Raw genomic sequence first — 13,642 nt, 5'->3', positions numbered from 1 at the left:
CCGCGCGAAAACGGCTTATGCAAAGGTCTTTAAGGCTGAATGCCGGATAGCTTCGGCGGCATCTGCGTCGGATAACGCGTGGAGCTGTACGGCGGTTGACGCGAATCGCGCGGAAATTTTGATCGTCATGACACGCGATCAAACCGCGTGGTGCAGGCTCGCGGCGAGCTCTCTTGTTTCACGCATTTCGGGCCTGCGTTTCACGCATTATTTTGCGAGCTGCTACAACGAGTTAGCTTGATTGTCACAGCCGTGAAACCTGTTTGGAGTGAGAACGTGCAGGCTGATTCGCGCGTGCGTGAGTTCGGCACGCGGTGTTGCGGCGATGAACGAACAATCGTCAAATAATGTTCAGGCAACGCCATCCCATGGCGCGTTCGCTCGCAACTCCGTGCTCTGTCCGGGTTGCAGTCCGAGTGAAAAAATGTCAAGCGCACCGATGCCGACGCGCACGAGACGCAGCGTCGGAAAACCCACCGCCGCTGTCATGCGACGCACCTGGCGGTTCTTGCCTTCGGTAATCGACAGCTCGATCCATGTGGTCGGGATCGCGGCGCGATAGCGGATCGGCGGCGTGCGCGCCCACAGCGAGCTGGACGGCTCAACATAGGTCGCCTGACATGGGCGTGTCACGTAATCGCCGAGATCGACGCCGCGCGCGAGCTTTTTCAACGCGGCGTCGTCGAGCGCGCCTTCGACTTGCGCCCAATAGCGTTTGACGAGCTTGTGACGCGGCTCGGCGATGCGCGCCTGCAGCGCGCCGTCGTCGGTGAGCAGCAGCAGGCCTTCGCTATCGGAGTCGAGCCGGCCGGCCGGATAGACGCCGGGTAGCTTGACCCAGTCGGCAAGCGACGTCCGCGTCTCGTGTGGCGAAAATTGACAGATGGTGCCGAACGGCTTGTTGAGGGCGAGAAGGCGCATAGGAGAGCGATACGGCAGAGCGATACGGCGCGATGATAATGCATAAACCGGGACGCAGATTCTTCTATCTTATAGAGGAGCGCGGCGCGTTTGAGAGGCCGTCTATGTTGGAAAACCCGGAGCGAGGGGCGGCCGCGCCGCGCGTGGGGCGTGGGCTAGAATAACGGCCAGGCCGCTCGCGGCGGTTCGGCATTGCGCGGCGAGGGCGTCTCTTTCGCAGTCTCCCATCAGCTTTTGCACAGCTTTCACTGGAGTCCGATCATGCCGTATCAGCACATCAAGATTCCGACAGGTGGCGATAAGATCACCGTCAACGCCGACTTTTCGCTCAACGTTTCCGACGAGCCGATCATCCCATACATCGAAGGCGACGGCACCGGTCTGGACATCACGCCGGTCATGCTCAAGGTCGTGGATGCGGCGGTCGAAAAGGCGTACGGCGGCAAGAAGAAAATCCACTGGATGGAAATCTACGCGGGCGAGAAGGCGACCCGGGTGTACGGCCCGGACGTATGGCTGCCGGACGAAACGCTGCAGGCGGTCAAGGAATACATCGTGTCGATCAAGGGGCCGCTCACCACGCCAGTCGGAGGCGGCATCCGCTCGCTGAACGTCGCGTTGCGCCAGGAACTGGACCTCTACGTGTGCCTGCGCCCGGTGCGATATTTGAAGGGCGTGCCGTCGCCGGTGCGCGAGCCCGAGAAGACCAACATGGTGATCTTCCGCGAGAATTCGGAAGACATCTACGCGGGCATCGAATGGCCAGCTGAATCCGAACAGGCGAAGAAGATCATCAAGTTCTTGCGCGAAGAAATGGGCGTGAAGAAGATCCGCTTTCCGGATTCGTCGGGTATCGGCATCAAGCCGGTGTCGCGCGAAGGTACCGAGCGTCTGGTGCGCAAGGCGATCCAGTACGCTATCGACAATGAACGCCGCTCGGTCACGCTGGTGCACAAGGGCAACATCATGAAGTACACCGAAGGCGCGTTTCGCGACTACGGCTACGCGCTCGCGCAGAAGGAGTTCAACGCGGAACTGATCGACGGCGGTCCCTGGATGAAAGTCAGTAATCCGAAGACCGGCGGCGATGTCGTCGTGAAGGACGTGATTGCCGACGCGTTCCTGCAGCAGATCCTGCTGCGTCCGGCCGAATACGACGTGATCGCCACGCTGAACCTGAACGGCGACTACATCTCGGATGCGCTCGCCGCGCAGGTCGGCGGAATCGGAATCGCGCCTGGCGCGAACCTGTCCGACTCGGTTGCGATGTTTGAAGCGACGCACGGCACGGCGCCGAAATACGCGGGCAAGGATTACGTGAACCCCGGCTCGGAAATCCTGTCAGCGGAAATGATGTTGCGCCACCTGGGCTGGTTCGAGGCGGCGGATCTGATAATCAGCTCGATGGAAAAATCGATCCTGCAAAAGCGGGTTACTTACGATTTTGCCCGCCTGATGGAAGGCGCGACTCAGGTGTCGTGCTCGGCATTTGGGCAAGTGATGATCGAAAATATGTAATTGCCGCGCCGGGATTATCCGGTTTGCATAAAAACCCGGCGCCAGCAAACGGCCGGGGTATTTTTTTACCCGAAATTTTCGCGCGGTTTTCAAGCCGGATAATCCGTTGCAATAGAAAACTGCCGCAAAAAAGAAACCCGGCGCGGAGCCGGGTTTCAAAAAGGACGGGTGTCGAAACGCTTCAGACTGGCGCCTGAATGTTCGATGCCTGTTTGCCTTTCGGGCCTTGCACGACTTCGAAGGTGACCTTCTGGCCTTCCTTCAGCGTCTTGAAGCCATTCATCTGGATGGCCGAGAAGTGTGCAAACAGATCCTCGCCGCCCTCGTCAGGCGTGATGAATCCGAAACCCTTTGCGTCGTTAAACCATTTGACCGTACCAGTTGCCATTCCAACTTCCCCTGTAACTCATGTCACTACCACGAGCCCTCGAAAAGCCACGACCACGCGAGGCGGTCGTTCCCTCCTCACAAGCTCACCATCGGCATTTTTTCGAAATTATGGCTTAGTGAAAAAAGTGCCAGCTTAATTGTTGGGGCTCTTTATTCGAGTGTCAAGAAAATTTTGAGACGTCGTTGTCGCGCTGCAAACAGGCCGCTTTCCAGGGTTTTTACCGCTTCCGTATGTGCGGTGGCGCAAGCGGCGTGGCTTGAAAAGTCGCATAATCGACTCACTTGCTGACTGTGCCCGCGGCGCCGACGCCCAGCGCGGCGAGCGCTCGCAGCCAGTACCGGCAGGTTGTGCGATACTCGATCCGACCGCGGTGCAGCACGCGCCGCGCATGACAGGATCGGGGCCGGCACCGCAATCGGCTCGTCGAAAACGCGCAGGCCAGGCCGAACATGACAGCGTCGTGACCGCCGGGCGGCAGCGAACGGGCTCATCGGCCGGGCGGCCGGGTTTCGACAGGATTGCGGGCCTGTCCTAGTTGTTTAGAATGGGTGTATGGCGATTATCCCGGACAAGCAGGACGGCACCGTACTGGAGCGGCAGGAGCAGAAACTCAAGCCGCCGTCCATGTACAAGGTGGTGCTGCTGAATGACGACTTCACGCCGATGGAATTTGTCGTGATGATCGTGCAGGAATATTTCAATAAGGATCGTGAAACCGCAACGCAGGTCATGTTGAAGGTGCATCGCGAGGGCAGGGGAGTTTGTGGGGTCTATACGCGGGACATCGCGTCGACCAAAGTCGAGCAAGTCGTTACCCACGCACGGCAGGCCGGGCATCCGCTGCAGTGTGTGATGGAGGAAGCATGATTGCCCAGGAACTGGAAGTCAGCCTGCATATGGCGTTCATGGAAGCGCGCCAGGCAAGGCACGAGTTCATAACGGTCGAACATCTTTTGCTCGCGCTGTTGGATAACCCGACGGCGGCAGAGGTACTTCGCGCATGCGCGGCCAATATCGAGGATCTGCGCCAGAACCTGCGCAACTTCATTCATGACAACACGCCGACCGTGCCGGGCACGGACGACGTCGACACGCAGCCCACGCTCGGTTTCCAGCGGGTGATCCAGCGCGCGATCATGCATGTGCAGTCCACCTCGAACGGCAAGAAGGAAGTGACCGGCGCAAACGTGCTGGTCGCGATCTTCGGCGAGAAGGACTCGCATGCGGTGTACTACCTGCAGCAGCAGGGCGTCACGCGTCTGGACGTGGTCAATTTCATCTCGCACGGCATCGCCAAGACGAGCAGCTCGGACGCCGCGAAGGCGAGCGACGCGAATGCCGAGTCCGACGAAGCAGCCGCGCAGAAGGAAACGCCGCTCGCCCAGTTCACGCAGAACCTGAACCAGATGGCGAAGGACGGCCGCATCGATCCGCTGATTGGACGTGAGTCGGAAGTCGAGCGTGTGGTGCAGGTGCTGTGCCGCCGCCGCAAGAACAATCCGCTGCTGGTCGGCGAGGCCGGTGTCGGCAAGACCGCGATCGCCGAAGGGCTCGCATGGCGCATCACGCGCGGCGAAGTGCCGGATATTCTCGCTGATGCCCAGGTGTATTCGCTCGACATGGGCGCGTTACTCGCGGGCACCAAGTATCGCGGCGACTTCGAGCAGCGTCTGAAGACGGTGCTGAAGGAACTGAAGGAGCGTCCGCACGCCATTCTGTTCATCGACGAAATCCATACGCTGATCGGCGCGGGCGCCGCGTCGGGCGGTACGCTGGATGCGTCGAACCTGCTGAAGCCGGCGCTTTCGTCGGGCACGCTGAAGTGCATCGGCGCAACCACCTTCACCGAATATCGCGGCATCTTCGAAAAGGACGCGGCGCTGTCGCGTCGTTTCCAGAAGGTCGACGTGACCGAGCCGACCGTCGAGCAGACGGTCGCGATCCTGCGTGGCCTGAAGTCGCGCTTCGAAGAGCACCACGGCGTCAAGTACTCGTCGGGTGCGCTGTCGGCGGCGGCCGAGCTGTCGGCACGCTTCATTACGGACCGTCATTTGCCGGACAAGGCGATCGACGTGATCGACGAAGCGGGCGCGGCGCAGCGCATTCTGCCAAAGTCGAAGCAGAAGAAGACGATCGGCAAGAACGAGATCGAGGAAATCATCTCGAAGATCGCGCGCGTACCGGCGCAAAGCGTGTCGCAGGACGATCGCAGCAAGCTGCAGACGCTCGACCGCGACCTGAAGAGCGTCGTGTTTGGCCAGGATCCGGCGATCGACGCGCTGTCGGCCGCGATCAAGATGGCGCGCGCGGGCCTCGGCAAGCTCGACAAGCCGATCGGCGCATTCCTGTTCTCGGGTCCGACCGGCGTCGGCAAGACCGAGGTCGCGAAGCAGCTTGCGTTCACGCTCGGCATCGAGCTGATCCGCTTCGACATGTCGGAGTACATGGAGCGTCATGCGGTGAGCCGGCTTATCGGCGCGCCGCCGGGCTACGTCGGTTTCGACCAGGGCGGCCTGCTGACCGAGGCGATCACGAAGAAGCCGCATTGCGTGCTGCTGCTCGACGAAATCGAAAAGGCGCATCCGGACATTTTCAACGTGCTGCTGCAGGTGATGGACCACGGCACGCTGACGGACAACAACGGCCGCAAGGCGGACTTCCGCAACGTCATCATCATCATGACGACGAACGCGGGCGCCGAGGCGATGGGCAAGTCGGTGATCGGCTTCACGAACCGCCGCGAGGCGGGCGACGAGATGGTCGACATCAAGCGCATGTTCACGCCTGAGTTCCGCAACCGTCTGGACGCGACGATCAGCTTCCGTTCGCTCGATGAGGAAATCATCATGCGCGTGGTCGACAAGTTCCTGATGCAGCTGGAAGATCAACTGCACGAGAAGAAGGTCGATGCGCTGTTCACCGATGCGCTGCGCAAGCATCTGGCGAAGCACGGTTTCGATCCGCTGATGGGCGCGCGGCCAATGCAGCGCCTGATCCAGGACACGATCCGTCGCGCGCTCGCCGACGAGCTGCTGTTCGGCAAGCTGATGAACGGCGGCCGCGTCACGGTCGACGTCGATGCCGACGACAAGGTGCAGTTGACCTTCGACGAGCATCCGGCGCCGCGCAATCCGAATCCGGAGGCGGTGGAAGTCGAGTGATGTCAGTCAGGCCCGCGTTGCGTTAAGCTGGCCGGACGCCAAAGGCAGAACGGCGCGGGTTTTATCCCGCGCCGTTTTTTTTATGCTCTGGTTTTTTCTCACGGCGTGCGCTGAAGGCGCCAGCCGCCGCGTCGCAGCAATCGATCAACGCTTGCCGGTGCTACCAAACCCGCCCGCGCCGCGCACGCTTTCCTCGAAGTCATCGACGATATTGAACCCAGCCTGCACGACGGGCACGATCACGAGTTGCGCGAGGCGTTCCATCGGATTCAGCACGAATGTCGTCTCGCCGCGATTCCACGTCGAAATCATCAATTGGCCCTGGTAATCGGAATCGATCAGGCCGACCAGATTGCCGAGCACGATCCCATGCTTATGGCCGAGACCCGAGCGCGGCAGAATCAGCGCCGCATAACCGGGGTCGCCGACGTGGATCGCGAGTCCGGTCGGCACCAGCGCGGTTTCGCCGGGTTTCAGCGTCAGCGGTTCGTCGAGGCAGGCGCGCAGATCGAGGCCGGCGCTACCGGTCGTCGCGTAAGCGGGGAGCTGTTCGCGCATGCGCTGATCGAGAATCTTCAGGTCGAGTTTCATTCAGGTTCGATAGTTGGAGTTGAGATTGGTGAAGGGGCACGCGGCTGACTGGCAACGCCTTTGCGATCAAGCCACCTGGTTCGAGCCGAGCTGAAACGCGTCGGCGAGCAGTTCGTAGGAGCGCAAGCGCGCACGATAGCTGCCGGCGACGGTCAGCACCATGAGCTCGTCGGCCTGGAACTGCTGCTGTAAATCCGTGAGCCGTTCGGTCACGCGCTCAGGCGTGCCGATGATGCTGCGCGGCTTTTCGCGGTCGATCACGAGCTGTTCGCGCTCGCCATATTCTTGCGCGATGCCTTGCTCGATCGACGGTATCGGTTCGTTCAGACCATGCGCCATCTGCACGCGACGCAGATCGACGGCTTTTTCGAGGTCCGCGGCTTCCTGCTCGGTATCTGCGCAGATCACGAAGACCGCGGCCGCGAGATACGGCTGCGATGCCTCGTTGCCAGGCTTGAAACGCTCGCGATACGCAAGCGCGACCTGCCTGCCGAAATGCGCGTTGATGAAATGCGCAAACGAGAAGCGGATGCCGAGCTGTGCCGCGAGCAGACCGCCGAATTCGCTCGACCCGAGCATCCACAGCTGCGGGCGCGTATCGATCTGCGGCTGCAGCAGCACGCCCTGCGCGAGATGATCGTCGGGCAGCGCGCCGTGCATGAGGCCGAGCAACTCGGCGACCTGCTGCGGAAACAGCTCGCCGCGATTGTAAGCGCCGGCGGCGACCGCCTGCGCGGTGCGCATGTCGCCGCCCGGCGCGCGTCCGACGCCGAGATCGACGCGATTCGGAAACAGCGCCTCGAGCATCATGAACTGCTCGGCGACCTTGAACGGGCTGTAGTACGGCAGCATGATGCCGCCCGAGCCGATGCGAATGCGTTTGGTCACGCTGCCGAGGCGCGCCAGCATCACTTCAGGGCAGGGATTCGACACGCCGCGCAGGCCGTGGTGCTCGGCGCACCAGTAGCGCGTGTAGCCGAGGTCGTCGGCGAGCTGCGCGAGTTCGACGGTCGCGGCGATCGCGTCCGCCACCGAATGGCCGGCGATCACCGGTGTTTGATCGAGCACGGAGAGAAGCGTCATGGCAGTAGTGCTCCAGGTGATTCCGGCCGGCTAACCGGGCAAAGGTGGCAGGGCCACACGGGCCCACTGCCGTTCGCTCGTTCAGCCAATCGGACTGATGCCGGGCGGCAGACGCTTCGCGATTTCCGCGATCAGCGCGCGCGCCAGCGTCTGCTTGTCGGCGCGTGGCAGCTTCGTCGCGCGGCCTGCTTCGAACAGAATCACTTCGTTGTCGTCGAGCCCGAACGTTTGCGGCCCCAGATTGCCGATCAGCAGCGGCACGTTCTTGCGTGCGCGCTTTTCCTCGCCATGGACTTCGAGGTTGTCGCTCTCCGCGGCGAAGCCGACCGTGAACGGCGGCTTTGGCAGCCTGGCGACTGCAGCGAGGATGTCCGGATTCTCGACGAACGAAAAGCTCGGCAGCATGCGCTCCGCGGTCTTCTTGATCTTCCGATCGCTGACGTGGTCGACACGCCAGTCGGCCACCGCCGCGACGCCGATGAAAATGTCCGCCTCCGCGACCGCGCGCATCACCGCGTCGTGCATCTGCTGCGCGGTCTGCACGTCCTCGCGCAAGACGCCCCACGGCGTTTCCAGCGCGACCGGACCGGCCACCAGATGCACGTCGGCGCCGGCCTGCTGCGCGGCGCGCGCGAGCGCGAAGCCCATCTTGCCGCTCGAACGATTGGTGATGCCGCGCACCGGGTCGAGCGGTTCGAAGGTCGGCCCGGCGGTCAGCAGCACGCGCCGGCCGGACAGGATTTTCGGCGCGAAGAACGACGCGACTGCCTCGTAGGTCGCGGCCGCTTCGAGCATGCGCCCATCGCCGATTTCGCCGCAGGCCTGCGGGCCCGAATCGGGGCCGAGAACCTCGACGCCGTCCGCGCGCAGTTGTGCGACGTTGCGTTGCGTGGCCGGGTTCTGCCACATCTGCCGGTTCATCGCCGGCACGACGAGCAGCGGGCAGTCGCGTGCGATGCACAGCGTCGACAGCAGATCGTCGGCCATGCCGTGCGCGAGCTTGGCGAGGAAGTCGGTCGACGCCGGCGCGATCACGATCGCGTCGGCTTCGCGCGATAGATCGATGTGCGCCATGTTGTTCGGCACGCGACCGTCCCACTGGCTCGTGTAGACCGGCCGGCCCGACAGCGCCTGCATCGTGACGGGGGTGATGAACTGGGTGGCCGCTTCGGTCATGACGACCTGCACGGTCGCGCCTGCCTTGGTCAGCAGACGCGTGAGTTCGGCGATCTTGTAGCAGGCGATGCCGCCCGTCATGCCGAGGACGAGGTGTTTGCCTGCGAGTTCTGCGGTTGCCAACGAAAGCCTCCGACAAAGCGTGATCGCGCGGCGGCGCGCGGGCGTTGCCCGTCGTCGCCGCGCGCTTCAAACCGGACCTGATGCACGGTTCGCGCAGCCGCGACCGTGCATCACTTCGGCGAAGTTAGCGTGTGCCGCGTACCCGCCGCAGCTCGTCGATCACGAGCAGGATCGCGCCGATCGTGATCGCGCTGTCGGCGAGATTGAACGCCGGCCAGTGCCAGCCGCCCACGTGGAAATCCAGGAAGTCGATCACGTGGCCGTACGCGAGCCGGTCGATCACATTGCCGAGCGCGCCGCCGAGAATCAGCGCGAGCGCCGTGCAGAACATTTTCTGCCCGCTATGCCGCTTGAGCAGATAGCAGATCACGAGCGCCGCGACCACGCCGAGCGCGGTGAACGCCCAGCGCTGCCAGCCGCCCGCCATCGCGAGGAAGCTGAACGCGGCGCCGCGGTTGAACACGAGAATCAGGTTGAAGAACGGCGTGACCTCGTGCGGCACACCGTAAGCGAACACCTTGCGCACGGCGATTTTCGTCAGCTGGTCGAACAGAATGACGATCAGCGCGACGCCGAGCCAAGGTGCGAGCGAACTGCTTCCGGTGGGCGTCTTCGACATGGTTCTCGCCATTATGCCGCGCTCCTCGTTTCGCCACTGCCGAACAGATTGCTGAAGCAGCGGCCGCACAGCGACGGATGCTCGGCGTTCGCGCCGACGTCCGCGCGATAGTGCCAGCAGCGCTCGCACTTCAGGTACGTCGACGCGATCACTTCGACGCCTTCATCGGCTTCGCTGTCGACCTTGACGACGTTCGCCGCCGACGTGATCAGCACGAACTTCAGGTCGTCGCCGAGGCTCGCGAGTGCGTCGTAACGCGCGCCGCTTGCGCGGATTTCGACTTCCGCCTGCAGCGACGAGCCGATCAGGTTCGCGACCCGCGCCTCTTCGAGCGCCTTGGTCACGTCGCCGCGCACCGCGCGCAGCAGCGTCCACTTGTCGAGCAGCGCGCCCGCGTCCGGCATGGCCGGGTACGCGTGGTACGTCTCGGTGAAGATCGTCTCGCTATTGGGCTGGAACACCTTCCACGCTTCTTCCGCGGTGAACGACAGGAACGGGGCCATCACGCGCAGCAGCCCGTGAGCGATGTGGTGGAGCGCGGTCTGCGCCGAGCGGCGGGCGACCGAATCCGCCGCGCTCGTGTAGAGGCGGTCCTTCAGCACGTCGAGGTAGAAGCCGCCCAGGTCTTCCGAGCAGAACGTCTGCAACTTGGCGACGACCGGGTGGAACTCGTACCTCTCGTAGTGCGCGAGGACGTCGTTCTGCAGATTCGCCGACAGCGCCACCGCGTAACGGTCGATCTCGAGCCAGTCTTCGACCGGGCGCGCGTGCTGCGCGAAGTCGAAGTCCGACAGGTTCGCGAGCAGGAAACGCAGCGTGTTGCGGATACGGCGATAGCCTTCCGTGACGCGCTTCAGGATTTCCTCGGAGATCGCGAGCTCACCCGAGTAGTCGGTCGACGCGATCCACAGACGGATGATTTCCGCGCCGAGGCGGTTTGCGACTTCATGCGGATCGATGCCGTTGCCGAGCGACTTGCTCATCTTGCGGCCTTCGCCGTCGACGGTGAAGCCGTGCGTGAGCAGGGCGTTGTAGGGCGGCCGGCCGTCGAGCATCGACGCGGTCAACAGCGACGAATGGAACCAGCCGCGATGCTGGTCCGAGCCTTCGAGGTACAGGTCGGCCGGGAACTGCAGCTCGTCCTTGTGCGAGCCGCGCAGCACGTGCCAGTGCGTGGTGCCTGAATCGAACCACACGTCGAGCGTGTCGCGGTTCTTTTCGTACAGGTTGGCGTCCTCGCCGATCAGCTCTCGCGGATCGAGCGTCTGCCATGCCTCGATGCCTTCCTTCTCGACGCGCTGCGCGACCTGTTCGAGCAACTCCAGCGTGCGCGGATGCAGCTCGCCAGTTTCCTTGTGCACGAAGAACGCCATCGGCACGCCCCACTGGCGCTGCCGCGACAGCGTCCAGTCCGGGCGGTTCGCGATCATGCTGAAGAGGCGCTGCTTGCCCCACGACGGATAGAACGCCGTGTTCTCGATGCCTTCGAGTGCGGTCTCGCGCAGCGTCTTGTTGCCGTCGTTCGGTTTCACGTCCATGCCGGCGAACCACTGCGAAGTGGCGCGGTAGATGATCGGCGTCTTGTGGCGCCAGCAGTGCATGTAGCTGTGCGTGTACTTTTCGGTGCGCAGCAGCGAGCCGGCGCCTTGCAGCGCCTCGACGATCTGCGGATTGGCCGCCCAGATCGACAGGCCGCCGAACAGCGCGAGCGACTCGATGTAGCGGCCGTCGCCCATCACCGGGTTGATGATGTCCGAGTCAGCCATGCCGTGCGCCTTGCACGACACGAAGTCTTCCACGCCGTACGCCGGCGACGAGTGCACGATGCCGGTGCCGGTTTCGGTCGTCACGTAGTCGCCGAGGTAGACCGGCGCAGTGCGCTTGTAGCCCGGATGCGCGGACGCGAGCGGGTGGTTGAAGCGCAGGTTCACGAGCTTTTCGCCCGGCGTCGTCGCGACGACCGTGCCTTCGAGGCCGTACAGCTTCAGGCACGCCTCGACGCGTTCCTCGGCGAGGATCAGCAGGCCGCGCGGCGTGTCGACGAGCGCGTAGACGATTTCCGGATGAAGGTTCAGCGCCTGGTTGGCGGGGATGGTCCACGGCGTGGTGGTCCAGATCACGATGCCGCCTTGGTTGCGCGGCAGCGCGGCGAGGCCGAACGCCTGCGCGGTCTTCTCTGGTTCGGCGAAGCTGAACAGCACGTCGATGGTCGGGTCGGTCTTGTCCTTGTACTCGACTTCCGCTTCGGCCAGCGCCGAGCCGCAGTCGAAACACCAGTTGACCGGCTTCAGGCCGCGGAATACGTAGCCTTTTTCCATGATTTTCGCGAGCGCGCGGATTTCGCCGGCTTCATTCGCGAAGTTCATCGTCTTGTACGGATTGTCCCAGTCGCCGAGCACGCCCAGACGGCGGAAGCCGGCCTTCTGCTTCTCGATCTGCTCGGTCGCGTAGGCGCGCGCCTTCTGCATCACTTCGGCCGCCGGCAGCGACTTGCCGAATTGCTTTTCGATCTGGATCTCGATCGGCATGCCGTGACAGTCCCAGCCCGGCACGTAGACCGCGTCGAAGCCTGCCAGATTGCGCGCCTTGACGATCATGTCCTTCAGGATCTTGTTCACCGCGTGACCGAGGTGAATGTCGCCGTTCGCATACGGCGGGCCATCGTGCAGGATGAACTTCGTGCGGCCCCTGGAGGCGACGCGGATCTTGTCGTACACCCTGCGTTCCTGCCAGTCCTTGACCCATTGCGGCTCGCGCTTGGGGAGGTCGCCGCGCATAGGGAACGGCGTGTCGAGCAGGTTGACCGGGTAGCGGGACTGCGGTTTCGAATCGGCTTTCTTGTTGCTCATGATGTGGGTGGCGGTGAATTCGTTTCTATGCGTAGCAGCGCGCGGATTGCGCGCTGCGCGAGGAGCGTGGGACGCGCCCGGCAGGCGGCTCCGCGTGAAGCCCGGACGCCCTTCGATGCGCGCGGCGACGGTTCGTGCGGCGCGCCGCGCCGGCCCGAACCGCGGCGGTTATCTAATTCGGTCGGTGGCCGAGGTGGCGAAACCGGTGGAACGGCTGCCCGGTGTGCCGGCGCCGACAGCAGCGAACCATGCGCGCGCATTGGCGACGTCCCGCGCGATCGCGGCGGTCAGCGTTTCGAGGTCGACGAACTTCTCCTCGTCGCGCAGCTTCTTCAGAAATTCGACGCGCACGAGTTTGCCATACGCGTCGCCGTGCCAATCGAGCAGGTGCACTTCGAGCAGCACACGGCCGGAATCGTCGACGGTGGGGCGCAGGCCGAGGCTCGCGACGCCCGGCAGCGGTTGCTCGGCGATGCCGTGCACCTGTACGACGAAGATGCCGGCCAATGCCGGACGCTTGTGCGCGATCGGCAGATTGAGCGTCGGAAAGCCGAGATCGCGGCCGAGCTTCATGCCATGGGTGACGTGGCCGCTTATCAGATAGTCGCGGCCGAGCGCTGCGCGCGCCGAGTCGAGGTCGCCCGCGACCAGCGCCGCGCGCACGCCCGAGCTCGAGATGCGCGCGCCCGACGGATCGGCGACCGTCGCCATCTGTTCGACTTCGAAGCCGTACTGCTTGCCGGCCGTCTGCAGCGACGCGAAATCGCCGGCGCGCTTCGCGCCGTATCGGAAGTCGTCGCCGATCATGATCCAGCGCGCGTGCAAGCCGTTGACGATGATCCGCTCGACGAACGCATCTGGCGACTGGCTCGCGAACGTGTGATTGAAGTGCTCGACGACGACCCGGTCGACCCCGTTGGTGCGCAGCGCCTCGAGCTTGTCGCGCAGCATCGCGATGCGCGGCGGCGCGCCGGCCGGGTTGAAGAACTCGCGCGGGTGCGGCTCGAAGGTCATCACGCAGACGGGCAGGCCACGCGCGTTTGCGGCCGCTCGTACGTGCGCGAGCAGAGCCTGGTGGCCGCGGTGGACACCGTCGAAGTTGCCGATGGTCAGCGCGCACGGCGCACGGCTCTCGGCATTGGGAAGACCGCGGAAGACTCTCACGATAGCGGGTTGCAGGCGTTGCTGCGATTGCAATAGGGGCGCGGGC

Annotated in this window: 11 protein-coding genes; 3 read left to right on the top strand and 8 right to left on the bottom strand. The window is 63.6% G+C overall.

What is annotated here, in order from left to right; all coding sequences use genetic code 11:
* Positions 1-351 precede the first annotated feature (351 nt).
* Entirely contained in the window at positions 352-921 is a 570-nt protein-coding gene (locus tag HDG39_RS13370) for a pseudouridine synthase (RefSeq protein WP_018421597.1), read from the bottom strand.
* 261 nt (positions 922-1,182) lie between these two features.
* Here HDG39_RS13370 and icd point away from each other — a divergent pair, with 261 nt between their 5' ends.
* Positions 1,183-2,439, top strand: coding sequence for an NADP-dependent isocitrate dehydrogenase (icd, locus tag HDG39_RS13365; protein WP_184006378.1), 1,257 nt, complete (start codon positions 1,183-1,185; stop codon positions 2,437-2,439).
* 181 nt (positions 2,440-2,620) lie between these two features.
* On the opposite strand, the gene HDG39_RS13360 is transcribed toward icd, so the two are convergent.
* Positions 2,621-2,827: a cold-shock protein gene (locus HDG39_RS13360; protein WP_018421595.1), complete on the bottom strand. Its 207-nt coding sequence runs from the start codon at positions 2,825-2,827 to the stop codon at positions 2,621-2,623.
* 555 nt (positions 2,828-3,382) lie between these two features.
* On the opposite strand from HDG39_RS13360, the gene clpS reads away from it, so the two are divergent.
* Positions 3,383-3,697, top strand: a complete 315-nt coding sequence (clpS, locus tag HDG39_RS13355) for an ATP-dependent Clp protease adapter ClpS (RefSeq protein ID WP_008919570.1) — start codon at positions 3,383-3,385, stop codon at positions 3,695-3,697.
* Positions 3,694-5,991, top strand: a complete 2,298-nt coding sequence (gene clpA, locus HDG39_RS13350) for an ATP-dependent Clp protease ATP-binding subunit ClpA (RefSeq protein WP_018421594.1) — start codon at positions 3,694-3,696, stop codon at positions 5,989-5,991. Before clpS ends, clpA begins: the two co-directional genes overlap by 4 nt.
* A gap of 144 nt (positions 5,992-6,135) precedes the next feature.
* Here clpA and dut read toward each other — a convergent pair whose 3' ends face one another.
* The 6 genes from dut to HDG39_RS13320 all read right to left on the bottom strand — a co-directional run bounded on the left by dut (position 6,136) and on the right by HDG39_RS13320 (position 13,596).
* On the bottom strand, positions 6,136-6,582 hold the full coding sequence (gene dut / locus HDG39_RS13345) for a dUTP diphosphatase (protein ID WP_184006377.1): 447 nt from the start codon (positions 6,580-6,582) through the stop codon (positions 6,136-6,138).
* 66 nt (positions 6,583-6,648) lie between these two features.
* Complete coding sequence (locus tag HDG39_RS13340; RefSeq protein WP_184006376.1) at positions 6,649-7,665, bottom strand: LLM class flavin-dependent oxidoreductase; 1,017 nt, start codon at positions 7,663-7,665, stop codon at positions 6,649-6,651.
* 81 nt (positions 7,666-7,746) lie between these two features.
* Positions 7,747-8,964, bottom strand: coding sequence for a bifunctional phosphopantothenoylcysteine decarboxylase/phosphopantothenate--cysteine ligase CoaBC (gene coaBC, locus HDG39_RS13335; RefSeq protein ID WP_184006375.1), 1,218 nt, complete (start codon positions 8,962-8,964; stop codon positions 7,747-7,749).
* 124 nt (positions 8,965-9,088) lie between these two features.
* Complete coding sequence (gene lspA, locus HDG39_RS13330) at positions 9,089-9,595, bottom strand: signal peptidase II (RefSeq protein ID WP_184006374.1); 507 nt, start codon at positions 9,593-9,595, stop codon at positions 9,089-9,091.
* Positions 9,595-12,432: an isoleucine--tRNA ligase gene (gene ileS / locus HDG39_RS13325; RefSeq protein ID WP_184006373.1), complete on the bottom strand. Its 2,838-nt coding sequence runs from the start codon at positions 12,430-12,432 to the stop codon at positions 9,595-9,597. Before ileS ends, lspA begins: the two co-directional genes overlap by 1 nt.
* A 168-nt stretch (positions 12,433-12,600) precedes the next feature.
* Positions 12,601-13,596: a bifunctional riboflavin kinase/FAD synthetase gene (locus tag HDG39_RS13320; protein WP_184006372.1), complete on the bottom strand. Its 996-nt coding sequence runs from the start codon at positions 13,594-13,596 to the stop codon at positions 12,601-12,603.
* Positions 13,597-13,642: the final 46 nt, after the last annotated feature.

The sequence above is a fragment of the Paraburkholderia lebeckiae genome (assembly GCF_014201005.1).
Lineage (GTDB): Bacteria > Pseudomonadota > Gammaproteobacteria > Burkholderiales > Burkholderiaceae > Paraburkholderia > Paraburkholderia tuberum.
Note: the sequence above shows the minus strand (reverse complement) of the source record. Positions and strands in the feature narration are given on the sequence as shown.